Genomic DNA, 24,008 nt, shown 5'->3' on the forward strand with positions numbered 1-24,008 from the left:
GTGAAAAAACCGACCATTATTAGCTCTATTAAGCCACCGACCACCACCCCCGAAGACCTCAAACAACACTCTTTTTCACCCGAGCTTTTTGATAGCCACTTCTCTTTAATCATTGCGCAAACCAACGCCGAAAAAATACGCGCCTTTTCACTTCGTCATGCCGTTTTTAACGAAGAGCTTAATTACAATATGGGTGATACGCGCCATCAAAATATTGAACAGGACATTCACGATCAGCACTCAATACTCTGTTTACTGCACCATAAAGATACCGGCATTGATGTGGGGTGCGTGCGTGTAGTGCTGATTAGCCAACAGCGTCTCTGTCCATCAGCCTCCCTTCCCCTTGAAACCTATTATGATGCAAGCCTTTTTACTTCCCACGTTCATCCCCGTCACTTCTCTTCAGATAGAGTGTGTGAAGTTTCTCGTTTGGCGGTTCATCCCGCCTTTAGAAGAAAAAGCGCTACTGATATCCACAATCATGAGAACAGTATTCGTGAAAGCCCAGCGCTGGTTAGTTTGAGTTTATTTCTAGCCGCAACGGCCATTGTAGGAATTACACAGCGCCACCATGTTTTCGCGATGCTTGAGCCAAAATTTCACCGTCTGCTTGGTGCCTCAGGCCTGCACTTTCAACAAGTAGGCGAGCCCATCCAATACTGCGGAAAAAGAGCCGCCTTTTATATCGACCAGCGGGCAGCTGAACAGCGCTTACCAGCGCCACTTGTACCGCTCTATGCACTCATTAAATCCAGCTTAGCAACCCAGCTAGCGCAGGCAGCCCCCTCTGCGCTGAGTGATGCTTCCGCACTTTGAGCTTAACTCTGAGCCTAAGCCAGCCCCTGCCCAGGGCTAAGAGGCGCGTTGCTGTTTAAAATCCTGCACCGTTACGCTGGCAAACTTCTCCAGAAAAAACACTAAGGTTTCAGGATGTTTAAAGCGCTGTTCAAAGGCTTCATGCTGCCCGTGCGTGCGGCGTGTAATACGCGCCTTGTACTCATCACCCTCCTTACTAACGTCGACACTATTTTCCCGTTCACCCTCGCGGTATACCGCCGTTAACGGCGTAGAGGTATCCAGCAGTGCTGACAATTGACGGGCAGCTGCCTGCTCTTCTGAGGTTGCCCACAGCGGTTGGTCACGGTTGCCGTAGTGGTAAAGCAAAATAACCAGCAAGACTGAAAACACCGTGCTGGTCAGCATCCAGGTTAGTTCAACGTTTGCCACCGGCACGGTAACAATCACCAACAGTTGGAATACCGCCCCAATGGCCAGTACGATGGCAAAAGGCCGCCACATGCGCGGATTCATAAAGCCCCGTTTTAAGATATAGCCCCATAGGCCCACCACAGCCAACGCCCCCAGCGCGAGGTGAGCGATGGCAAGCGGCGTACCCCCACCTGAAAACAGCGCAACCACACCTATCACAGGGATAAGCGTATAAAAACCAGCTAAGAGATAGTAGGCGCGCGTAAGCGTCATTGATGGCTCCTTTTATAGTTTTTAGTGCCACTGTTAGCCATGCCATCAAGGTGGGCATGTTGAACCTATGCTGCTTAGTGCGTTATTTCATTTCAAAGCCGCGCTTCACCAAAAAATCACGCATATGGGGGCGTAGCTTGTCGTCGAACAGTGGCTTTAAGTTGTGAGACCAGTCGGTATTCTTATTGCTACTGCTTCTCGCTTGGTAGTAAGCCTGCATGGTGGAATCAAAGGCGTGCACCAAATCGGTGTCTTCAGTGTAGTAGTCTTCTTTTAAAATCGCTTCTACGGGCAGACGCGGTTTTATTTCCGGCTGGTGTGCTGGGTAACCAAGACATAAGCCAAATACCGGATAAACGTGCTTAGGTAGGCGCAACAAGTCGCTAATCTGCTGGGGGTTATTGCGAATACCACCGATATAGCAAATACCTAGCCCTTCAGACTCTGCAGCGACCACAACATTTTGCGCCATCAGTGCGGTATCTACCGTGGCGACCAGCAGCTGCTCAGTCATCCCCCGTTCAACGTTGGCTCCCGTGCGTGCCGATGCTTCTGTTGGGCGTTTCATATCAGCACAAAATACTAAAAACGCTGCGCAGCTAGCGACATACCCTTGCCCCCCCGCCAGCTCGGCGATCTGCTCACGGTTAGCGGCATCTTTAACATGAATCACGGTATAGGCTTGCACATGGCTTGAGGTCGCCGCGCTTTGTCCCGCTTGAATCAGCTCAAGCAGCAATCCGCGGGGTATTTCCTGGTCGCTAAATTTTCGAATAGAACGGTGGGACTGCAGTAATTTAATAACGTCGTTCATGGCATCTCACTTATCAGTAGGGTGATATCAACCAGCAGCTAGCATGGCACAGCTTCGGCCTCTTTATGGTGTGTCGTTGAGTCGGTTTTAACAGCGGCGTAGGTCAGCCGCTTACTTGGAAGCGTACGCGGCTACTTTCAAGCTACATGGACAAATACCCCCGTTAATCAGTGGTTTCTTAGCTAATAAGTTATCCCGTGTAGAGCTATACTGATGGGCATGGAAATTAATGGAATAACGTTACCAGGAAGCCACCATGTCTTACAGCTCACACACTCCGTCAGGGCAGGAATGGAATGCCAGCAACTATGCGGAAAATGCTAACTTCGTTCCCAAACTGGGAGGCGAGGTGTTAAAACTTTTAGCCCCGCAAGCGGGCCAGCGCATATTGGATATTGGCTGTGGCGATGGTGCGTTAACCGAGCGTATTGCCCAAGCGGGGGCAGATGTATTGGGTGTCGATGCGTCGGAGCAGATGGTGGATGCTGCACGTCAGCGAGGTCTGAACGCCCGTGTCGTTGATGCCCACCAGTTGCCTTTTGATCATGAGTTTGACGCCGTATTTAGCAATGCGGCCTTGCACTGGATGCTCGACCCACAAAAGGTGCTCGCGGGTGTGAAGCGTGCGCTAAAACCGGGTGGGCGCTTTGTGGCAGAGTTTGGCGGCCACGGCAATGTGGCGGCTATTTGCACCGCACTCATCGCCTCGCTGCAGTTTCGTGGCATCAGCTCACACGGGCGCCATCCGTGGTATTTCCCTACCACGCAAGAGTATACCCACCTGCTGCAAACCGTCGGGTTTCATGTCGACTCTATTGAGCTAATCCCCCGCCCGACGCCGCTGCCTACAGGCATGGCGGGCTGGCTTAAAACCTTCGCCAACCCCTTTCTGCATAACTTAGACGAAGACCTGCAAGAAGCCATTATTGATAATACGATGAACCTTCTTGCCCACAGCCTAAGCGATGGACACGGCAACTGGACGGCTGACTATGTCCGGCTTAGGGTCTCGGCCCACGTTTAATAGTACGCGCACCTTGCAATGCCCCCATTAAAACCCACCGCCATGAAGGCGGTGGGTTTGCATTGATGGCGCTATTTACACAGGGTTTACAGAGGAGCGTCTTGCCATGAAGGCGGTGGGTTTGCATTGATGGCGCTATTTACACAGGGTTTACAGAGGAGCGTCTTTCAGCGTCGCCATATCAATAACAAAGCGGTAACGCACATCGCCTTTCTCCATGCGCTCAAAGCCTTCATTGATGTTATTAATATCTAACATCTCGATATCACAAGTGATGTTTTGCTCAGCACACAGCTGAAGTAGCTCTTCGGTCTCTGCAATGCCACCAATCAGTGAACCCGCCACAACGCGGCGCTTAAAGACCAGATTAAACGCTTCAATAGCAGGCTCGATAGGCTCTAGTAAGCCCACAAGAATGTGCGTGCCATCGTACTTCAGCGAGGTCAGGTAGGGGTTCAGGTCGTGCTGTACCGGAATGGTATCCAGCATAAAGTCGAAGGAGTCTGCGACCGCTTTCATCTGCGCTTCATCGCTAGAAACCACTACGTGGTCGGCACCGTTGCGCTTGGCCTCCTCTACCTTAGCGTCTGAGCGGGTAAATACGGTGACTTCAGCTCCCAGCGCTTTGGCGAGTTTGACGCCCATGTGACCAAGGCCGCCCATGCCGATCACGCCCACTTTGTGGCCTTTGCCAACCTTAAAGTGCTTAAGGGGCGAATAGGTCGTGATACCCGCGCACAGAATGGGCGCCGCAGAGGCGAGGTCGATGCCATCGGGCATTTGCAGCACAAAGTGTTCGCTGACCACGATCGCATCAGAGTAGCCGCCTTGGGTTAACGTGCCGTCCTGGCGGTCGGGGCTGCCGTAGGTCATGGTAAAGCCTTCCGTGCAGTACTGCTCTACGCCGTCTTTACACGCAGAACAGGTGCGGCACGAATCCACCATGCAGCCCACACCGACTAAATCACCGGCTTTGAAGCGCGTTACATCGCTACCCACAGCGGTCACGCGGCCAACAATTTCATGGCCGGGCACCACTGGGTATTGGCTCATGCCCCAATCGTTACGGGCAAAGTGCAGGTCACTGTGGCAAACACCACAGTAGAGGATTTCAATAGCAACGTCGTCGGCGCGCGGCTCACGACGATCAAAGGTAAACGGTGCCAGCGGTTTATCGGCAGAAAACGCCGCGTAGGATGTTGCTTGGCTCATACAAACTCCTTTTTAAAATGCTCCGCATAGGCGGAAGTGTCGTTCCATTATTCGCTGCTAACGGTGAGATAGCGATGAGCGAAGCTACGTTTTTTTTGCTCATTTCTCTCTTTATGTGCAATAAAATAACAACAAATAGCTTAAAAACATCATAATTGTCGATTGCTACTGACGTAACATCACGAAGGGGAAGCAGCCGTGACTAGCATAGCGCATACGGGCAGCGCGCTCGCTGACTTAATCAAACCATTGGTGAGCGGAAACGGATTAAACGCGTCTCGACTGGCGCGGGTGGGGTTGCTCTGCTTGGGGCGCCATCAGGAACGTACTCCCTTAATGTACGACCCCAGCTTAATTATCATTGCCCAGGGCCGTAAAGTGGGTTACCTGGGCGACCGTGAGATCCATTACAACCCGGGCCACTATCTCGTACAGACGCTACCCATGCCTTTCGAGTGCGAAACCCATGGCTCGCCTACTACGCCGCTACTCGGCATCTCCGTCAAGCTGGACCCCGCGTTACTCAGTGAAATGGTTACCGCCATGGGAGATAGTCGCTTACCCCCAGCGCCCCCTAAGCCCATGGCGTCTGTTGCGATGACGGAGGGCATGCAAATGGCAATGCTGCGCTTAGCTCACACGCTGCATGACGACCTTGAGTGCACGCTGATGGGCGATGCCCGCATCCGGGATGTGGTATTTGAAGCGCTCAAAGGGGAGCAAGGCCCCGCCCTGCGAGCACTGGTAACAGGGCATGGGCACTACGCACGCATAGTGCAGATATTGTCGAAACTTCACGCGCAGTTTGCTGACGATTTTAGCGTCGAGCAGCTCGCTCAGCAGGCAAATATGAGCGTATCAACGTTTCATCAGCACTTTAAGCAGATTACCCGCTCATCGCCTGCCCAATATTTGAAGCGGCTGCGCCTGATTAAAGCGCAGCAGCTCATTTTGCAAGATAGTCACAATGTGAACCAAGCCGCACTGGCCGTGGGATACCGCAGCGTGCCTCAGTTCAGCCGAGACTATAAGCGCTACTTTGGCGAGTCACCGTTACAGCATAAGCGCCAGGAACAGGCACTACGTGCATAGATAGTCGGCCTCAATAGGCGGTAGGCTTACTTGGCAAATATCTGGCTTTTATCTTTAAACGCTTTGAACTCAAGGGCGTTACCGCAGGGGTCGAGTAGAAACATGGTGGCCTGCTCGCCGACTTCGCCTTTAAAGCGAATATAAGGCTCGATGATAAAATCGGTGTCTCGTTCTTTTAAGCGCTCGGCCAGGGTTTCCCACTCATCCCACGCTAAAATCACGCCAAAATGAGGCACCGGCACGTTATGGCCATCCACCGGGTTAGTGTGAGCACTCTCTTGACCGGGAGTTTTGGGATGCTCGTGAATCACTAGCTGGTGGCCGAAAAAGTTAAAATCGACCCAGTGGTCGCTAGAGCGCCCTTCTTCAAGACCAAACACATCGTTATAAAACGCGCGGGCAAGCGCCACGTCGTAGACTGGAATCGCTAAATGGAAAGGGGAAAGGCTCATGATGATCTCCTGTTACATTGGCGTTTTTGAGGTCGGCTTCATTTTACGATTGAGTCACCGCTACGCTAGATCATCGCATAAAGCTCACCGTTGGCTCACTATTCCAGCACCCGCTATGCGAAAATAAACACCCTAGCGACAATAAACATCCTTACTATTCTCACTACCTCACCATGATGACTGCCCACGCGGGTAATCAAGCACGGACGTTATCTTATGCAACCTGAAGACCTTGAAAAACTCGTCACCCGCACGATGCCCTTTGGAAAGCACCACGGTTGGATTATTGCCGATTTACCTGGCCCCTATCTCAACTGGTTTGCGCGGGAGGGTTTTCCTGCAGGAGAGATTGGCCAACTTCTTCAATTAATGCATGAAATTGACCATAACGGCCTAAGCGATCTGCTTGAGCCACTGCGCAAAAGAACCTACTAACCCATGGCATTCAGCGCCCGCTCACGCTCTTCGGCATAACGCGCGGGGTGTTGCTTAACATCGTCAGGAAACCGGCCTAGCGCCACCGCTTTTTCAAAAAAGCCCGCGGCGGGCAGATCATCACCTCGGCGGCTAACCACCAGCGCGGCAATCATTGGCTGCCCGGCGGCCACATCTTCTTCCATTAGCTGTTCAAGCGCTTGGGCAACACGCTGAATAGTGCCTGGTGGTTTGAGTCCTAACGCAATCGCTACTTGCTGATAGGTCATGGGCAGCTTAGCGCGGGGCGTGCTGAGTAGAAGTGAGCGCACCTGGGGCGCTAAGGCGGCGCTTGTATCGCGTTGAGTCATTGTTGTGGCGTACTCTCTTTGTCAGGTTAATCAGCACACCATGGAAGCGATGGTGATGCTTAAGGCACTCTCTAGGTATGTTAACGCGATAGACGCTAGGAAAAAGGCATGACTCAACGATTAAACACCTCGCAACGATCTAAAGGCGGTTTCTGGCCAACGCTATTGGCCTGGGTAAGCGTTTTAACGCTTTTTATTGCTGTTCTGTTGATGGCGGGCGCTGGCCCGGCTTACCGCTGGCAACTGCTCGGGCTTGGCGAGGCATTCGCATTACTACGTAACGGCGTATACGCCGCTGCAGGTGCGATGCTGCTCAGTTTGATACTGCTGGTGGTGAGTGGCATCACCCGCCGCTTTCGTGCTGGGGTGGTAGCGGTAGTGGTGATGGCAGCTACCCTGGCGCTGCTTTATTCACCGTGGCAACAGTGGCAGCGCGCGCAGCAGGCCCCTGTGATTCACGACATTACCACCGACATGCAAAATCCTCCCGTCTTCACTGCCTTAAAAGACGCCCGCGAAGCGGCACCTAATGCAGTGGACTACCCCGGCGAGGCCTCCGCTCGCCAGCAGCGGGCGGCGTATCCTAACGTGCAGCCGCTCGTGGTCGACGGCCCTGTCAAGCGCGTTTTAGCGGCAGCCCAAGCGGAGGTAGAAGCATCTGGCTGGCAGGTGGCGGCGATTACCGAGAACACCCTTGAAGCGACCGCCACGACTCAATGGTTTGGCTTTGAAGATGACGTGGTAATACGCCTAACCGAGCAACAAGACGCTGTGCGTGTCGATATGCGCTCTGCCTCTCGGCTAGGCGCCAGTGATATTGGCACCAATGCCCAGCGAATCGAGACATTTCTGACGGCACTACGTGAACGCTTAGAGTAAACGGCCCAGAACGGTGCCGTATACGCCTGATAAAAAAGCCCGCCGCTTGCGAAAGCGGCGGGCTTGCCTAGTGGTTACCTTGCTATGTAGCGTGGCAAACGAGGGTTAAACCGGCGGCTGCAGGCGCACCTGCTCCTCTGGCTGAGGCAATGAAGCAGGGCGCTGACCCGTACTCGTGACCTGGAAACGGCTGACCAGAGAGTGCATCTCCCCCGCACGCTCGTCCAGCGTGTGGCTTGCGCTAGAGGCTTCTTGTACCAAGCGCGCATTTTGGTGCGTCACTTGATCCAGCTGCGAAATCGCCTGGTTAATTTGGACGATGCCGGCGGACTGCTCTTGAGTGGCATCGGCAATCTCCGTCACGTAGCGGGTCACTTCCGTCAGGCTATCGATAATATCCTGCAAATGGTTGCTGGACGCGGTGACCAACTGTTCGCCTTCGCTCACTTTTTTAACGCTGTCATCTACCAAATGGCGAATTTGCGCCGCCTCTTCAGCGCTGCGCCCGGCAAGCTTACGCACTTCTTGCGCCACAACGGCAAAACCGCGTCCCTGCTCGCCTGCCCTGGCCGCTTCTACGGAGGCATTAAGCGCCAACAGGTTCGTTTGAAATGCGATGTCGTCAATCGCTTTAATAATCGAGGTGATTTTTTCACTTGATTGACGAATGTCACTCATCGCTTCGGTGGTGCGCTTGGCGACTTCTCCTGCCGAACGCGCCCGATGGTCAACGCCACCGCTGGCGCCTTTGGCCTGCTCAGCATAGTCGGCCGTTTGCTTCACTGTGGCGGTAATCTGCTCAAGACTTGATGCCGTTTCAGCCAGAGACGCCGCCTGTTGGTCGGTACGCTGAGAAAGGTTTTCGTTACCCGCCGCAATTTGACGGCTACTGGCCGCAATGGCCTCAGCGCTTTCACGAATTTGCGCCACCATGCTCTCAAAAGTATCCATCATGCGGTTGAAAGCCTGCGCAGCTTGGCCTACCTCATCGTTGCGCTCTAACGCCAAGCGCATTGAAAGGTCCGCATTCTTACCCGCAGCACCGCTAATACTCTCCATTTGCTGTCGCATAGCGACCAGCGGCCCGAGCACGCGAACCAGGGTGCGCCAGCCGAATATTGCCAACACCACAATCACACCCGTGGTTACCATAATCAGCAGGGTACGCCCCGCATTTGCCAAGGTTTCGGCTTCCTCACTGGCGCCGGCAGCCTGAGCAACGGTGTAGGCTTCGATGTCACTTAGCGCAGCACGCATCTGGTTCGTTGCAGTCGCCACGTTGGCCAGTGCGGCCTGCACTTGGGCACTCAGGTCCAACTGCTGCTGGCGCAGGGCGTAGACCGAGTCAGCGTCCTCAACCATTAAGCCGTTTAACTCAACAATCACCGCATCGAGTTCGTTAATCAATGCGCGCTGTTCGACGGTGGTGCTGGAGGCATCAGCAATCGCTGCCAGAGACTGGCGGGCCAGCGACACCTGCTGGGAAATCTCATTGCTGCGCAGGTTGACCAATGCATCAATGCTATTCACCTGCATCATTTGCCGCCCTAAATCGGACAGCGTGGCAACCGCCATGCGGGCATTGCCACTCAGGCGACTAATATCCACCCGGGCGGTGAACATATTATCTAGAATTTGAGTGGGCAACGTGGTCGAGCCCTCTTCACGCCAGGCCTCCATAAGCTCTCGCTGGCGACGCGCTTCACGCACTTGAGCCAGCGCCGTACGGCCCGCAATGTCTTCGGCACTGCGCATCACGTTGGTAATGTCCGCTTCCATTTGGGCAATTTGCTCGGCCATCTGAGCCTGCAGGCTCAACGCATCACGGCGAACACTTTCAAGCGCCTCATCGCCTGTTAACAGGGCTTGGTATTCACTATCTAACGCGGTCAGTTGCCCAGCAACACCTGTTTGCTCAATACGTGTAAGCCCTGCGCGTGCCTGGCTGTAGCGCGTATCTAGCTCACTGCGAGGCGTGACCTGCTCCAACTCTCGGGCATTACTTATCGCTAGCAAATCGGCATGCCGCTGGCCAAACGCGCCCATCGTCAGCACCATGCTGCGGCTAGCATCCTGAAGCGGCAGTACCTCATCAGTAATAAAATGCTGCACACTAATGAGCCTATGGTTGGTCATCCAACCGGTGCCCGCCAGCACAATACTGCCCAGCACCGCAGCAGCAAAGAGGCTAATCAGCATCGCGCGGATGCTTATGGTTTTTTTCATTAGAGGTATTCGCTGTGTCAGAGGTAAAGCAAAAGAAACGTTAACAATCCGTTACGGCGCTACGCTAGCCCAATCCACGGGCTCGAACTGGCCGTTTCGGATAATAGTGGGCCATACCGCATCGCTTGCCTGGTGGTCATTCGGCCCTAAGGTGAGCGGTTCACCCACGCCAATATCAATACTGCCAAGGCTTAATAAGCCATCCACAACGGCCTCTCGGTCAGGATTACTGCCTGCGGCTTTAACACCCTCGGCGAAAAGTTTAGCGGCCAGGTAACCTTCAAGAGAGATAAAGTCGAGCGTTTCGTCCGGGGCATATTCAGCCATTGCTTGGCGATACTCTTCAACGGCAGGCAGGTCAGCATCTAACGGCGGTACAACTTGAGTAACGATGACCCCTTCCGCTAGTGGGCCTAGCGTCTCTAGCAGTGCTTGGCTACCCACAAAGGAGACATTAAGGAAAATCGTGTCGGGGAGGTCTTGACGCGCTTCACGAATAAAATCAGCGGCAGGGCCAAAGGTGCCGACAATAATCACCGCGCGAGGGGTTACTGGGGCCTGCAAAATAGTGGCTAAGCCCTGGTGGATATTACGGGTTCCGCGCGTAAAACGGCCATGCACCAGCTGGGAGGTATCCGAGATGCCTTGAGCATTCAGGGCACGAATCGCGCCGTTATAGCCTGCATCCCCAAAGCTGTCGTTTTGGGTGAAAAAAGCGATCTCTTCAGTTTGGATACCCGCGGCCAGAAGCCCATCAATCATCGTGGCTGTCTCTTGAACATAGCTGGCCCGGTAGTTAATCACATAGCGGTCGGGCGGGGAGCGGCGCAGGATACCAGCCCCGGTAAAGGCGCCAAACAGGAGCGTTTTCTCCTGATTGTAAATCGGAATGGTTACCGCGGCGGTAGGTGTCCCGACATTACCAATCGCCGCCAATAGGTTGTCATTACCCACCAGCTCACGAGTGTGTTTGGCAGCCTGCAACGGCGCATACTGGTCATCAAAGGTGGTTAGGCTCAGCGATTGGCCGTTAACGCCCCCTTCCGCATTGAGCTTGGCAAAGTAGGCTTCAACGCCCTGCTGCATGCCAATACCTAAAGGTGCAGCTCCACCGCTGGCAGGGGCGACCATCCCTACTTCAAGGTCTGCTTGCGCTATTGGCGCAATGATTAGACCGGTGGCCATGAGCCATGCTGTGATTCGCCCCATTGATTTACCCTCAGAAGATGGTACGTTTTTCTTTTATCGGCCAAAGAATATACGACTTAAGCTTAGCTAGCCCTAAACAGAATGTAATAAAACGTGTCGTTGGTTACGCTGGCCGTTGAATGGCAAAACGGTCTGTAATGCGCACGTAGTCGCTACCGGCGAGTCGGCCAATAGGTTGAAGCGCATCCATATCTACATGGCGGCCATCCCAAAGAACATCATCGATATGTACGGCGACGATTTGCACCAATATTAAGCTGCCGGCCAGTGGCCGATTGCCAAAGCGGACCACATCCACCAGTTTGCAACCGAAGGCGACCGGTGCCGTTTTAATACGCGGCACGCGAACGCCTTGCATAGCGGCCTTCTCAAGCCCCGCCAGCGTAAACTCATCCTCTCCACGGGGAAGGCTGGCACTGCTGGTATTAAGCGCTTCCACTAGTCCTTCAGTGCCCACGTGCACCACGCACTCTTCTACTTCCTCTAAATTCAGTAGTGTGTCTTTGGGCTGAGCACTGCCATCCAAAAGCGGTGAGAACGCCAGAATAGGCGGATCAATACTGGCCACGTTAAAAAACGAGAAGGGGGCTAGGTTGGTGTTTCCTCGTTTGTCCTGGGTAGCGACCCAGGCAATGGGGCGAGGACATACGCTGCCCGATAGCAGGCGGTAAAGGGTCCCTACACTCAGCGGTGAGTGTTCTAATAGGGCATCCATGGGTGCTCCTTATCTTGTGATGGAGAAGTGTTCCTTAATAGGCCGCCGCAGCCTGCTCACTGTCAAGTGTGTTAGCCTTATAGACTCATTGGGATACCAAGGAATTGAATGCTCACTATTTCTAATAGCGTTAGCCTTGCCGACTGGGAAATCGATATTAGCCAAATTCGCGCGCAGGGCGCAGGCGGTCAGAACGTTAATAAAGTCGCCTCTGCCGTACATCTGCGTTTTGATATTCAGCGCTCAACGCTGCCGCCTGTTTACAAAGAGCGCTTGATGGCCCTCTCTGACCAGCGCATCAGCAAGGAGGGCGTGGTGATTATTAAAGCTCAGAGCTATCGCACGCTGGAGCTGAACAAAGAGGATGCGCTAAAGCGCCTGCAAGACTTGCTTCAAAGCGTAGCGAAACAGCCTAAAGCGCGCCGCCCCACAAAGCCCACCAAAGGCTCGCAGCGCCGCCGTGTGGATCATAAAACCCGCAAAGGCAAAATTAAGTCGCTGCGTGGTAAAGTACCGGTGGGCTAGGGTTTATCCAGCTCCCAATATTCTTCCATGCCTAACACAGTGAACCAAATGTCAACGTCTCCTCGTCCGCTATCGCCCTGTATTCACGTCTGCCAAATAGAGCCAAGCACTCAGATTTGCCAGGGCTGCGGACGTACGCTGGATGAAATCGCCTGCTGGGGAAGCATGACCGAGGCCGAGAAGGCCCCGGTATGGGAACGTATTGAGCAGCAAGGCTATGTGGACGCAGGTATCAAGACCCGCTAAGCCCAGCGTTGTTACTCGCTATGACGGTCACTCAGAATAGGGTGCAGTTCGCCACAGGCCACCATTGGGTCGTCGCAGTTAATCACAATCTTCGACTCTGCCAGCACATAGCTACGACCCGTAATGGTGTTTTCCACTACTTGGTAGGCGCCTTCCTGGTGGGTACCGGTAAAGGTACCGATAAACCCGGTTTCTCGCAGCGACACCGTTTCGAGCTTATCACCTACCGTTAACCGCCCCTCATAGTTCATCAGCGCCAGCCGCGCTGACGTTCCGGTGCCCGTCGTGCTTCTACAAATAACCCCAGGGTGCACGTAGGTCGTTGAACGCGAGCGGATATAGCCTTCCGCCACCTGCTCTTCTGGCCCCATAAAGTGCAGAAACGGCAGCGGCCCCACATCTCCTAAGGTGTAATGAGAAAAGCCGCGCTGGGCTTTGATCGCTTCAACGATTTTATAGGCACAGGCCGCTAGGGCCTGCTCTTCGTCTCGTACTAATTTAAACCCTAGGGCTTCAGCATCGACCAGGGCGTAAAAACCACCGCTATAAGCAATCGAGTAAGTCACGTTGCCAACGCCTGGCACGTGAATGGTGTCACGGTAGGTATCGATATAGCTGGGCAGGCCTTCGCATGTCACCCACTCCACAACGCCGTTACGCACGCTGGCTTCAATTTGCACCAGCCCCGCAGGCGCTTCTAGCTTAAAGCGCTGAATACCTTCTTGCTTGGGCACAATGCCGGTCTCCAGCACGGCCGTTGCGGTGCAAAGGGTATTGGAGCCTGAATAAATCGGATAGCCCATCACTTCCATAATGATATACCCCGCCACGGCCTCAGGGTGTGTGGCAGGCACCAGTAGGTCCACCGACATTTCGGGAATGCCGTAAGGCTCTTCAAGCAACAAGCGCCTTAAGCCATCGGCATCGTCGCGTAGGTACTCCATCTGCTCACGAACCGTGGCGCCGGGCAGCGTATCAATACCGCCGGTGACGATGCGGCTAACATCGCCGCCCGCATGCGTGTCCAACAATTGAATCGTATGAAGATTTTTCACTCACCCGGCTCCTAGGCAGTGGTAATGGCAAACGGGGCTCCGTGGGTGTCCCACTGAGCATCGGGGACAATAACGATTTTCCCCAGATAGTTACTGCCCCGGTTCACGAAGTAGCGCTCGGCCTGATGCAAGTCAGAGAGTTTGAACGCCCCATGCAGCACCGGCTTCAGCTCACCACTACGAATCCAGGCGATCAGTTGCTCTGCCTCTTCACGGGTACCGTGGGAGACACCGAAGATTTGTACCTGATAGAGGTAGATACGCGTCCACATGATCTCGCTAAGATTGCCGCCGCTAGCCCCGGCAATGGAGAGCCGTGGATAAGTTCTCCGGCGCTGCATATCACCGATCATGGTATCGATGAACAGGTCGGTCATTTCACCGCCAACTAAGTCCATCACCGCATCAATGGCATGGCCGTCGGTGGCTGCTAGTACACGCTCGACAAACGACGGCAGGTCGCCACGGTCGATGACCGCTTCCGCACCCAGCGCGCGCAGCGCCTCGGCTTTATCGCGCTGGCTAACCGCGTAGGGGATGGCCCCCACAATACGGCATAGCTGAATCAATGCCGTGCCAACGCCACCGCTGGCACCGCTCACCAGCACGCGCTCGCCAGCACGCACGTTGGCGGCAGTCATCATATGGTAGGCCGTTTGGTAGGAGCACATGCCCATGGCCGCCAGCTCTGCATCGTTCAGCTCCGGGTTAGCCACGTGATGGAACTGATCGGCGGGCACCGCCATGTACTCGGCATAGCCACCGTCGGCACCGTGGCCGTAGTAGTCCGGCGTGAGGTTGATATCACGACGCTCATCAGCGTAGATGTTGAAATCCAGCAGGCCGCGCTCGCCAATGCGGCGCTCATCTACCCCCTCACCTACGGCAACAACACGTCCCGCCACATCGGCGCCCTGAATACGCGGAAACGTCAAAGTCGGCGTGCCGCCCATGGCAAACGAGGTTACCTCCTCTTTTCCTTTGGTGGGATACAGCCCCTCGCGGGCTTTACGGTCGGTGTTGTTTTTCGCGGTGGCGGTCACCTGTACCAGCACTTGCCCAGGGCCGGGCTGGGGGGTGGGTATTTTCTGGTGGTACTGTAATTGATCAACGTCCCCGTGGCCCATTAACAGCATGGCAGACATTGTGACTGGCACCGCGCTAGCTACTTCGCTCATAGGCTGACTCCGATAGATGACCGTCTTGATTACCTGCCTGACAAAGTAGCAAATTTAGCCCGCGTCACCCTACATAAAAAATAACGGTGACAGCGCTAAAGGCGCTGCCACCATTGAACACGCTCAGCCACAATGCCTATTAGCTAAATACGGGCACACCAATGAGTAACGTGTGCAGATAGAACGCAAACAGCACGTAAGCAACAACTCCGATGACCACCGTGGCAATCGTCGCGGGAGTAGACGTTGCCACGGCTGCTGGCGGATGAAGACGGTCGCGCTTTTTGGCCGCTTTAAACGCCAAAATGGCCCACACTAAGAAGGCGGCGAAAAAGATAATATCGCCAAGCCGGCCGTTGACCAGCAGGTGGGCAAGTGCCCACACTTTCACCGACAGCATCATCGGGTGACCAAGCTTCGCCTGAATCGCATTGCGCGGCACATAGGCGGCAACCAGAAAAATAAAGGCGGGTAGCATGAGCAGCGCTACCGCATGGCGTAACCCCATCGGCGGGAACCAAATATAGATCGGATCCAAGCGCATTTGCCCGAAGCCATAAATGGCAAGAGCAAGGCCTACCACCGATACCACAGAGTAAGCGACTTTCCAGGTGGTAAGCCCATGCTGATTTATCTGCTGCTGGCGCCAATTTTCCGCAAAAATACGCACAGAGTGGCTGCCAAGAAATATCAGCAGGCCAATTATCATAATGGTCATGGTGTTTGCTCCCAGGTGTATGCACGTCATTGGTCGACGCAGAGAATGCCACAGTCAGGCTTAAACCACATGGGAGGGGTTCAACTTTTCACCCACCAAACGGCCTAAAACCAGTTTTTACGTTTGAAAAGCCAAATCAAACTTCCTCCAATCCCCACCATGGCACCCCACACAAAGAAGTAGCCGTACTGAAACTTCAGCTCGGGCATGTACTCAAAGTTCATCCCGTAGATACCGGCAATAAACGTCAGCGGTACGAAAATAGCCGTAATCACCGTCAATACCCGCATCGTAATATTAAGCTGATGCGAAGAAATCGAAATATAGCCGTTCACTAAGTCGCCGCAAATATCGTAGTACATCTGCGTGAGGGTATAGAGGCGCTCAAAGCGCTCGGCCACATCGTTAATCGCGTAGAGAGTTTCGTTCTCGTCTCGCGGCAGATGCGTGTAGTCGTAGGCGGTCAACTCCTGGGTAATCCCCTTGTGGTAACTAAAAATACGGCGCAGCTTCACCAGGCGTGAGCGATAGGTGGTTAGTTTACGCATCAGGACGTCATTACCATTTTCTAGCAACTCATCCTCTAGATCGCTCAGTTCGCTTTCGAACTCCAGCAGGCTATCGATATAAAACCCTGCCGAGGTATACATGACTCTGAGCGCTACACGCTCGGGGGACTCTTTTAGCAGCGCGCTGCCCTGTTCGTTAAAAAAACGATCAATACTAAGCGCGTTGCCGGGATGCAGAGTAATCAGGAAGTGCGCGCCAATAAAAAAGCACACCTGCTGAGGCAAGAAGTTGAGCTGTGCATCAAAAGAGGAAATACCGCGGTAGATGATCAGCGTATGGTGCTCAAACTCTTCAATTTTAGGCGGGTGACGCTCTTTTTGAGCATCCTGAATGGCCATAGGGTGGCACTTCAGACGCTCAAGCAGTTCTCGCTCACGCAGCTCTGGCTCGCCTTGCATATCTATCCAGATATGGCTTTCCGGCGTTGCCTGCCACCGCTCAATCAGGTTTTCATCGCCTTCGTGAGCCAGCCCGTCGGGCGTGGTGAGCATACTTCGAATCATAATCGTCCCTGATGCGGTGGCTATCGAGTTTAATGGGGCACGGGCCAAGCGCGCTGATGACGCATGGAGTGGAGCGCCAGCGTCACCTGCGAGGCTCACGCCCCATGGTATAAAATTCAGGGTTAGGCGGTGTTCCCGCCAAGGTGACCAGCCGGTTAGACATACCAAAAAAAGCCGCAATAGCGCCTATATCCCAGCAGTCGTCCAAAGTGAAACCAACCTCCGCCAAGCGCTCCTGCCAAGCGAGGGAGAACTCCCCTAGCTCAATGGCACTGTGCAGGGCGAAATCGAGCATCAAGCGGTGGCGATCACTGAGGTTCGCCACGGTATGATTAACCGCTACGTTATCGGCAAGTAGTGGGTCTTTACTATAAATACGCACTAAAGCACCGTGGGCTACGACACAGTATAAGCAGCGATTGCGGGCGCTCGTTGCCACTACAATCATCTCTTTTTCAGCTTTGGTGAGCGTATCCGACGTCCGCTCCATTAACGCGTCGTGATAGGCAAAGAAAGCGCGAAACTCATCTGGCCGATGGGCCAACATTAAAAAAACATTCGGTACAAACCCGGCCTTCTCTTGCACGCTTAAGATTGAGCGGCGAATATCGTCGGGCAGCTCATCGAGGGTTTCTGGTACGGAAAAGCGACTTATAGCAGCCATCATAGTTTCTCTCTTGTTGTTATCTTGTGGTTATGTTCGCGGCGTAGGAGTAGGTTGTGCGGCCAGTAAAATGTAATAAGCTTAGTAATTCAGTAACAAAATACTATACAAAGTGACTATCAATCTAGGGCCACGCTCGCCATACTTTCACCTTACTAAAACATCATAAAAGCCGTGCATAGCGCGCTTTAAACGGCTCGCCAACAGGGAAACTGCCATGCAATACGCCGAAGCCAAAGAGCATACTCCGGGACGACTGCACGAACTATTTGCCGAGCCATACAGCGCTTTCGAGAATGATGCCGATGAGCGCCAAATGCATATCCGCACGATGCTGCATATGCTTTTGGCACGCCCGATGAGCCGGGGTCAAGTAACGTTACGTGTTATCCATGGCTGGGAAAACGGTGGCTTTGAGCCTGCCGACCTACAACACATGGATTACGCGATCCATTCTCTGGATGATTTTCGCGCTGCCGTTAGCGATTTTGACCAGGCAGCACGTCAAAATAGCCCGCTGCCCGCTGATGCTAAGGCGGTTCTGGCAGAACCTTTGGCAGAAGCCATTGCCGATGCTGAAGCCGATGGCAAAACCTTAGCCCCGGATATCCGCGAAACCCCAGCGCGCTGGCCTGCTTTTAGTGGCGGCCTCGCCCTCTATACCCTGTTCAAAATGTATCACCGTCTCATTTATAGCGAAGACGATAACTACCGTTGCTCTCAGCTTGAAACCCCCCACGGGCTACGTGAAATCCACGAGTTTCACCTTGAGGAGGGAGAGTTTGCGCTGCTCGTTCCGCTACGCAAGCACTTTAAAGATGCCCCAACGCTGCTGGTAATGCACGAAAGCCAGCTTGGTCCCATCGAGCAGCTCTTTGAAAAAAGCTTACCGCTGTTTGATAACTTTTAAGTCCAGTGAAGCAACCTTGCATGTGAACAAGCCCCGCCTAGACGGGGCTTGTTGCGTTTTTTACCTTTCACATTGCTAGGTTGAGCCCTGCTCGTGCGAAAAGCGTTAAAGCGAGATCGTACTATTAATACCGCTTGAAACGTTTTCCGGCTCAAACCAGCGAGCGGTGACCGTTTTCGTCTGAGTCCAAAAAGAGATAGCTTGCTTGCCGTTTGGCCCTAGATCTCCCAGCTTCGAAGCCCGCGAGCCGGTGAAGCTGAAATAGGCCACCGGCACCGGAATCGGCACGTTAATACCAATTTGGCCAACGTCGATATCAGTTTCAAAGCGCCGCGCTACCCAGCCGGAGTTAGTAAAAATAGACGTGCCGTTGCCGTTGGGGTTAGCGTTAATAAACTCGATGGCTTCATCCAGCGTTTCAACACTCACCACACAGAGTACTGGCCCAAAGATCTCTTCCCGGTAGATGGTCATATCGGCGGTAACGTCAGCAAACAGGGTAGGCCCGACGAAGTTACCTTCAGCATACCCTTCCACCGTAAAGTTACGGCCATCGACGAGCAGTTTGGCACCCTCTTTTTCGCCCGCGGTAATCAGGCGTTCTACGCGCTCTTTGGCCTGAGGCGAAACCAGCGGGCCTAAATCCGCATCGCGTTGGGTACCTGGCCCCACTTTCATGCTCCGCGCGCCTTCTTCAATATCCTTGACCCACTCGCGGGCTTCGCCCACCAACACTACGACCGAATTCGCCATACAGCGCTGGCCTGCCGCGCCAAAAGCGGAGCCTAACAGGCTGTCAATGGCTTGGCTGCGGTTAGCATCTGGCATAACAACGCAGTGGTTTTTCGCGCCCATCATCGCCTGCATGCGCTTGCCTGCAGCCGCAGCGCGGTTGTAAAGCAGCGAGCCTACATGGGTCGAACCGATAAAGGAGAGCGCTTTGATATCCTGATGATCAGCAATCTGATTCGCCACATCCGGGCCGCCGTGCACAACGTTCAGCACACCGGGGGGAACACCCGCCTCATGGGCAAGCTCTACCAGACGCATGGTGGAACTAGGGTCTTGCTCGGAGGGCTTGAGAACAAACGTATTGCCGGTGGCGATGGCCAGCGGAAACATAAAACAGGGCAGCATAATCGGGAAGTTGAACGCCGTAATACCCGCACCAACGCCAAGCGGCTGATGCATGGTGTAAACGTCGACTTCATTTGCCGCGTTTTCAGCCAGCTCGCCCAGCTGTAGCGACGTAATTGAGCAGGCGTGCTCAACCACCTCAAGGCCACGGCCTACCTCACCTTCTGCATCGGGCAGCGTCTTACCGTGCTCTTCGGTAATCAGCGCCGCCAGCTCAGCGGTGTTTTCACGAATCAGCGCCTGAAGCTTCAGCATAATGCGCATACGCTTGCCTAGCGGTACTTTACGCCACGTTTTAAACGCAGTGTTGGCACTGGCAATGGCGCGTTCTACTTCTTCGGCGGTGCAGAAAGGCACTCGGGCAACGACTTCTTGAGTAGCGGGGTTTACCACATCACGCCAATCCTGGCTTTCGGATACGACTTGCTGACCATCGATATACATCGGTATTTCGCGAACGGGCATAGCACTATTCCTCACGCTTATGTTTGTTATGGGTTCTAATTAGGAGCCTCTAGGGTATATCAGCAAGTTGACGTAAACGTCAACATCGCCCTTAGTGCAGTACCTATTTTTAATTTCTAATAATCAGCCTTTCCTTCGCCGACATCCCATCGCTATGCTGACGATAAAGACAAGCCCTCACATCGCTATGCCTGTGGTTTTCAAAGTGCAACACCCACCAGGAGGCAACCATGCAGACGTTTAGCTGCCGCTGCGGTAACCCGCTTTTCTATGAAAATACCCACTGCCTTGCCTGTGAGTCGGAAGTGGGCTGGTGCCCGGCCTGTTCACATATTGTGGCGTTAGCGCCTTTAGCAAATGGGGGCTACCGCTGCACACACATTGGCTGCAACGCTGCGCTGATGAAGTGTCACAACTACGCTGTCGAGAATGTGTGTAACCGCATGGTAGTAATGAACGAAGGACACGCCGATACGCTGTGCGACTGTTGCCGCTACAATGAGGTGATCCCCGACCTGGATATTATAGGTAACCGCGAACGCTGGGCGGCGCTAGAAGCAGCCAAACGCCGCCTGTTTCATACCTTAGACCATCTCCAACTGCCCCATGGCATGGAGGGTGAAAATATTCGTGTAGCACTGAGCTTTTCGTTTATGGCCGACGCCCTCCCCGATCAGGGTCTTTGGCGCTCAACGGCTAACCAAGAGAAGGTTTACACGGGCCATGCCAATGGTCACATCACCATCAATGTGAAAGAGGCGGATGACGTTGAACGCGAGCGGCTGCGAGTGGATATGAATGAATCCCATCGGACGCTGATCGGCCACTTTCGCCATGAGATTGGCCACTACTACTGGGATTTGCTGGTAAAAGACCAAGACGAAGAGGCCAGCTGCCGCGTTTTTGGCGACCACAACCACCCCCCTTATAGCGATGCACTAGAGCAGTACTATCAACAAGGTGCGCCTGCTGACTGGCCAACACGCTTTATTTCCGCCTATGCGGCCATGCACCCCTGGGAGGATTTCGCCGAGACGTTTGCGTTTTATCTGGATATGGTGGCTGTGCTGGACACCGCCCTACACATGGGGCTTTCTCGCGCAGAGTGTGACGGCACCTTGGAGAGTATGCTCAGGGACTTTCACAAGGTCGGCATGGCGGTGAACGAGCTGAATCGCGATATGGGCTTACTGGATTTAGCGCCGGGAGTGCTTGCTCCAGCCGTGCACGATAAGCTGGCGTATATCCATGCCCTCATTCAGAAAGCACGCGCCAGCTCGCCATCGGCGTAATTAGTCGTTGTCGTTATCCCCGGCGTGGTTCTGGCTTTGGCTCTGCCATTGCGTCACCCTCGGCACTTCATCACTATTAACAAAATAGGTCGCGCTAAGCGTGTCGTGAATAGTGGCAAAACCAATTTGCAGCTCGTCCACAAAGGCATGCAGCTTGCTTGGTGAGTGGGCTAAGGCCTGTATATCGGCGTCGACAACATCCGCACGCACCAGCGACACCGTTGCGGCCACTCGGTCTTGTCTGGGTAGCAGCTGCAGTTCGTGACCCAAGGTTTCCAGGCTGCACGCAATTGACCGTGGCAAGTTAGGGTCCTGCAGTAAAAAACGCAGCACGTCTGGCCCGCGCACCCGAAGCCTCACCTGCTGGCGGTACATTTGGTAAGCGGTGAGTGATTTCAACACGCTCATCCACTGCAAGTTTTCAAACGGCAGCAGCTCTTCAGGGTTTTGAGGCAGCAAACTGGCCGAGCGCACGTCAACAATACGCGTCGTCATATCTGCCCGTTCAAGCTGACGACCCAGCTCGATAAACGTGCGCGCGGGGCCGTGGCTCAAGGTACCCTCAATCAGCCCTGTTAGCGTCTGGCAGCCGCGTATCACGCTTTTCAAAAACGCATCCCGCCGTCTGGGACTTACGCCGTTTTCCGCATGATCAGCAACATTCAGATAGAGCTGGTTGACCTCTTCCCATATCTCGCGAGGCACCACATCGCGGGTCGTACGCAGGTTCTCACGGGCGCTGGCCAGCGCCGAAAGAATCGAACTGCCATTTTGGGCGTCGGCACACAAAAAGTGCACTACGCTGCGCTCATCGAAACTGGTGTGGCGCTCATTGAAGAACTCCAGTGTTCCCGTCATCTCAATCAGCGGCGCCCAGCCCAGCGGCAAGTGACGCGGCAAGTCCAGCATTAAGTGACTATTGACGCTCAATAGCCGCGCGGTATCTTCGGCCCGCTCAATGTAGCGCGCCATCCAGTAAAGGTTTTCTGCTACGCGTGACAGCATGACGCTAGGCTCCTTTATGCTCAGTGGCGGGCGCCGCGTTCTCATCCGTTTCCACTATCCAGGTATCTTTACTACCACCGCCCTGGGAAGAGTTAACGACTAGCGAACCTTCTACGAGTGCAACACGGGTTAACCCGCCCGTCGTCACATGAATTTCCGGCCCAGATAGAATAAACGGACGCAGATCCACATGGCGCGGCTGCGGCAAGCCGTTAGCAAGCGTAGGCGTAGTGGAGAGTGCCAGCGTAGGCTGGGCCATATAATTACGTGGGTTCGCGTTGATCAGCCGGGCAAATTCATCGCGGGTCTCTTGGGTGGAGCGGGGGCCAATCAGCATGCCGTAGCCGCCTGATTCGTTGGCAGGCTTCACCACCAGTTCGTCTAAATGCTCCAGCACATATTTGCGATCCTCTTCAAACATGCACAGATAACTTGGCACGTTGGGCAGCAGCGGCTCCTGATCCAGGTAGTAGCGAATAATGTCAGGCACGAACGCATAAACCACTTTGTCGTCGGCGACCCCGGCTCCCGGTGCATTGGCGAGCGCTACCTTGCCTGCTCGCCATGAGCGCATTAAACCCGCCACGCCAAGCACAGAACTTGTATTAAAGACTTCAGGGTCGAGAAACTCATCATCGACCCGGCGGTAAATCACGTCTACCCGCCGCAAGCCCTCTACGGTGCGCATGTAAACAACATCCTCATCGTCTACTAGCAGGTCACTGCCCTGCACCAGCTCCACTCCCATTTGCTGCGCAAGATAGGCGTGTTCGAAATAGGCAGAGTTATAAATACCCGGCGTTAGTACAACTACCTGCGGGTCGTCCCCAGGGCGCGGCGACATCGCCGCCAGCATGTCGTAGAGCTGAGCGACGTAATCATCCACCGGCAGAATCTTGCCCGAAGCGAAAAGCTCCGGCAGCACGCGCTTGGTCACGTTGCGATTCTCAAGCATGTAGGAAACACCCGATGGAATACGCAAGTTATCTTCAAGCACATACAGCACCCCATCGCCGCCGCGCACTAAATCAGACCCACATATATGCGCCCAAACGCCGTGGGGCGGATTGACACCAACACACTGGGGGCGAAAATTAGCCGACTGAGCCAACACTTCAGCGGGTAATACTTTGTCTTTAATCACTTTTTGATCATGATAAAGATCATCGATAAACAGATTTAATGCTTGTACACGCTGCTTTAAGCCGGCCTCTGTTTTACGCCATTCGCTGGCGGATATAATTCTCGGGACAATATCAAACGGCCAAGCGCGATCAATCATTGCCCCCTCTGAATAAACGGTAAACGTAATGCCCATTGTTCGAATGGCAATCTCTGCCGCAGTCTTACGCTCAGCCAACTCTTCAGCGCTAAAGTGCGCCAGCATATTGCAAAGTTCATCTGCCGATGTACGGGGCTTCCCGGGCGCCGCTAACAGTTCGTCGTAAAAGTCATGGCACTCATAGTTATTCCAATTTACTTGGCTCATGGGCGCTCTCCTAGCGCAAGGGTAGAAGCGACATCTACATTAAACCGAGTGTAGGCCTGCCGCGCGCAACCTACATAGCTAACGACACTCATTAGCGATGCTTTTAGTTAACTACATAAGTGTTTAGGCAAAATACGTACCATCTTTCGCGTTATTTCAACGTTTAAATAACTCATGAGAGAGTGATTACCGTTTAGTTATTTATTCGCGCACCTTTCTGGTGCTTTATCAACACAGCACCTAAAACAAGCACCATTAACGTGCAAAGAGTGCTGTATCGAGACGTTTGGCAAATTTTCCACACTTCTTAAACGCATGATGCAATATTGCAGCTGCAAAAAAGAGCAACAGGAACGAT

At 53.9% G+C, this 24,008-nt stretch carries 25 protein-coding genes; 9 read left to right on the forward strand and 16 right to left on the reverse strand.

The window, feature by feature from the left end:
- Positions 1-819 carry a PEP-CTERM/exosortase system-associated acyltransferase gene (locus LG301_RS11580; protein ID WP_404471307.1) on the forward strand — a complete coding sequence of 273 codons (819 nt, stop codon included), beginning with the start codon at positions 1-3 and terminating at the stop codon, positions 817-819.
- Between the two features lie 36 nt (positions 820-855).
- Here LG301_RS11580 and LG301_RS11585 read toward each other — a convergent pair whose 3' ends face one another.
- Together LG301_RS11585 and nfsA are read right to left on the reverse strand one after the other, a co-directional pair.
- Positions 856-1,485, reverse strand: coding sequence for a hypothetical protein (locus LG301_RS11585; protein WP_404471308.1), 630 nt, complete (start codon positions 1,483-1,485; stop codon positions 856-858).
- 82 nt (positions 1,486-1,567) lie between these two features.
- Positions 1,568-2,299, reverse strand: a complete 732-nt coding sequence (gene nfsA / locus LG301_RS11590; protein ID WP_404471309.1) for an oxygen-insensitive NADPH nitroreductase — start codon at positions 2,297-2,299, stop codon at positions 1,568-1,570.
- A 256-nt stretch (positions 2,300-2,555) separates the two neighbouring features.
- On the opposite strand from nfsA, the gene LG301_RS11595 reads away from it, so the two are divergent.
- Positions 2,556-3,323, forward strand: coding sequence for a methyltransferase domain-containing protein (locus LG301_RS11595; RefSeq protein WP_404471311.1), 768 nt, complete (start codon positions 2,556-2,558; stop codon positions 3,321-3,323).
- A gap of 150 nt (positions 3,324-3,473) precedes the next feature.
- Here the strand turns inward: LG301_RS11595 and LG301_RS11600 are convergent, their stop codons facing one another.
- Positions 3,474-4,535 (reverse strand): NAD(P)-dependent alcohol dehydrogenase, encoded by a 1,062-nt coding sequence (locus LG301_RS11600; protein ID WP_404471312.1) that lies wholly within the window; start codon positions 4,533-4,535, stop codon positions 3,474-3,476.
- A 198-nt stretch (positions 4,536-4,733) separates the two neighbouring features.
- On the opposite strand from LG301_RS11600, the gene LG301_RS11605 reads away from it, so the two are divergent.
- Positions 4,734-5,627: an AraC family transcriptional regulator N-terminal domain-containing protein gene (locus LG301_RS11605; RefSeq protein ID WP_404471313.1), complete on the forward strand. Its 894-nt coding sequence runs from the start codon at positions 4,734-4,736 to the stop codon at positions 5,625-5,627.
- Positions 5,628-5,653: 26 nt separating this feature from the next.
- Here the strand turns inward: LG301_RS11605 and LG301_RS11610 are convergent, their stop codons facing one another.
- On the reverse strand, positions 5,654-6,079 hold the full coding sequence (locus LG301_RS11610; protein WP_404471314.1) for a VOC family protein: 426 nt from the start codon (positions 6,077-6,079) through the stop codon (positions 5,654-5,656).
- Between the two features lie 216 nt (positions 6,080-6,295).
- Here LG301_RS11610 and LG301_RS11615 point away from each other — a divergent pair, with 216 nt between their 5' ends.
- Complete coding sequence (locus tag LG301_RS11615) at positions 6,296-6,514, forward strand: DUF3820 family protein (RefSeq protein ID WP_263067884.1); 219 nt, start codon at positions 6,296-6,298, stop codon at positions 6,512-6,514.
- Here LG301_RS11615 and LG301_RS11620 read toward each other — a convergent pair.
- Positions 6,511-6,864 (reverse strand): hypothetical protein, encoded by a 354-nt coding sequence (locus tag LG301_RS11620; protein WP_404471315.1) that lies wholly within the window; start codon positions 6,862-6,864, stop codon positions 6,511-6,513. The genes LG301_RS11615 and LG301_RS11620 overlap by 4 nt on opposite strands.
- A 108-nt stretch (positions 6,865-6,972) precedes the next feature.
- Here LG301_RS11620 and LG301_RS11625 point away from each other — a divergent pair, with 108 nt between their 5' ends.
- The gene (locus LG301_RS11625; RefSeq protein WP_404471316.1) at positions 6,973-7,743 is read left to right on the forward strand and encodes a DUF1499 domain-containing protein; all 771 of its coding nucleotides are present in this window, start codon (positions 6,973-6,975) and stop codon (positions 7,741-7,743) included.
- 105 nt (positions 7,744-7,848) lie between these two features.
- Here the strand turns inward: LG301_RS11625 and LG301_RS11630 are convergent, their stop codons facing one another.
- The 3 genes from LG301_RS11630 to LG301_RS11640 all read right to left on the reverse strand — a co-directional run bounded on the left by LG301_RS11630 (position 7,849) and on the right by LG301_RS11640 (position 11,893).
- Positions 7,849-9,969 carry a methyl-accepting chemotaxis protein gene (locus tag LG301_RS11630; RefSeq protein ID WP_404471317.1) on the reverse strand — a complete coding sequence of 707 codons (2,121 nt, stop codon included), beginning with the start codon at positions 9,967-9,969 and terminating at the stop codon, positions 7,849-7,851.
- Positions 9,970-10,020: 51 nt separating this feature from the next.
- Positions 10,021-11,178 (reverse strand): ABC transporter substrate-binding protein, encoded by a 1,158-nt coding sequence (locus LG301_RS11635; RefSeq protein WP_404471318.1) that lies wholly within the window; start codon positions 11,176-11,178, stop codon positions 10,021-10,023.
- 103 nt (positions 11,179-11,281) lie between these two features.
- Positions 11,282-11,893, reverse strand: coding sequence for a flavin reductase family protein (locus tag LG301_RS11640; protein WP_404471319.1), 612 nt, complete (start codon positions 11,891-11,893; stop codon positions 11,282-11,284).
- A 108-nt stretch (positions 11,894-12,001) separates the two neighbouring features.
- Between LG301_RS11640 and arfB the strand changes: the two genes are divergently transcribed.
- Positions 12,002-12,418: an alternative ribosome rescue aminoacyl-tRNA hydrolase ArfB gene (arfB, locus tag LG301_RS11645; RefSeq protein ID WP_404471320.1), complete on the forward strand. Its 417-nt coding sequence runs from the start codon at positions 12,002-12,004 to the stop codon at positions 12,416-12,418.
- Between the two features lie 48 nt (positions 12,419-12,466).
- A complete protein-coding gene (locus LG301_RS11650) occupies positions 12,467-12,664 on the forward strand; it encodes a DUF1289 domain-containing protein (RefSeq protein ID WP_404471321.1) in 198 nt (65 codons plus the stop codon).
- Between the two features lie 11 nt (positions 12,665-12,675).
- Here the strand turns inward: LG301_RS11650 and LG301_RS11655 are convergent, their stop codons facing one another.
- The 5 genes from LG301_RS11655 to LG301_RS11675 all read right to left on the reverse strand — a co-directional run bounded on the left by LG301_RS11655 (position 12,676) and on the right by LG301_RS11675 (position 17,355).
- Positions 12,676-13,719, reverse strand: a complete 1,044-nt coding sequence (locus LG301_RS11655; RefSeq protein ID WP_404471322.1) for a proline racemase family protein — start codon at positions 13,717-13,719, stop codon at positions 12,676-12,678.
- Positions 13,720-13,730: 11 nt separating this feature from the next.
- Positions 13,731-14,897: an alcohol dehydrogenase catalytic domain-containing protein gene (locus LG301_RS11660; protein ID WP_404471323.1), complete on the reverse strand. Its 1,167-nt coding sequence runs from the start codon at positions 14,895-14,897 to the stop codon at positions 13,731-13,733.
- Positions 14,898-15,036: 139 nt separating this feature from the next.
- Positions 15,037-15,615, reverse strand: coding sequence for an NnrU family protein (locus LG301_RS11665; RefSeq protein WP_404471324.1), 579 nt, complete (start codon positions 15,613-15,615; stop codon positions 15,037-15,039).
- Between the two features lie 104 nt (positions 15,616-15,719).
- On the reverse strand, positions 15,720-16,688 hold the full coding sequence (corA, locus tag LG301_RS11670) for a magnesium/cobalt transporter CorA (RefSeq protein ID WP_404471325.1): 969 nt from the start codon (positions 16,686-16,688) through the stop codon (positions 15,720-15,722).
- A gap of 82 nt (positions 16,689-16,770) precedes the next feature.
- On the reverse strand, positions 16,771-17,355 hold the full coding sequence (locus LG301_RS11675) for a peroxidase-related enzyme (protein WP_404471326.1): 585 nt from the start codon (positions 17,353-17,355) through the stop codon (positions 16,771-16,773).
- 214 nt (positions 17,356-17,569) lie between these two features.
- Between LG301_RS11675 and LG301_RS11680 the strand changes: the two genes are divergently transcribed.
- Positions 17,570-18,262: a hypothetical protein gene (locus LG301_RS11680; protein WP_404471327.1), complete on the forward strand. Its 693-nt coding sequence runs from the start codon at positions 17,570-17,572 to the stop codon at positions 18,260-18,262.
- 105 nt (positions 18,263-18,367) lie between these two features.
- Here the strand turns inward: LG301_RS11680 and LG301_RS11685 are convergent, their stop codons facing one another.
- Complete coding sequence (locus tag LG301_RS11685) at positions 18,368-19,864, reverse strand: CoA-acylating methylmalonate-semialdehyde dehydrogenase (protein ID WP_404471328.1); 1,497 nt, start codon at positions 19,862-19,864, stop codon at positions 18,368-18,370.
- A gap of 230 nt (positions 19,865-20,094) precedes the next feature.
- On the opposite strand from LG301_RS11685, the gene LG301_RS11690 reads away from it, so the two are divergent.
- Entirely contained in the window at positions 20,095-21,156 is a 1,062-nt protein-coding gene (locus LG301_RS11690; protein ID WP_404471329.1) for a putative zinc-binding metallopeptidase, read from the forward strand.
- On the opposite strand, the gene LG301_RS11695 is transcribed toward LG301_RS11690, so the two are convergent.
- Both LG301_RS11695 and LG301_RS11700 read right to left on the reverse strand, forming a co-directional pair.
- Positions 21,157-22,161, reverse strand: a complete 1,005-nt coding sequence (locus LG301_RS11695; RefSeq protein ID WP_404471330.1) for an alpha-E domain-containing protein — start codon at positions 22,159-22,161, stop codon at positions 21,157-21,159.
- Between the two features lie 4 nt (positions 22,162-22,165).
- Positions 22,166-23,650: a circularly permuted type 2 ATP-grasp protein gene (locus tag LG301_RS11700; protein WP_404471331.1), complete on the reverse strand. Its 1,485-nt coding sequence runs from the start codon at positions 23,648-23,650 to the stop codon at positions 22,166-22,168.
- Positions 23,651-24,008: the final 358 nt, after the last annotated feature.

Source organism: Vreelandella venusta, assembly GCF_044809155.1.
Lineage (GTDB): Bacteria > Pseudomonadota > Gammaproteobacteria > Pseudomonadales > Halomonadaceae > Vreelandella > Vreelandella venusta_B.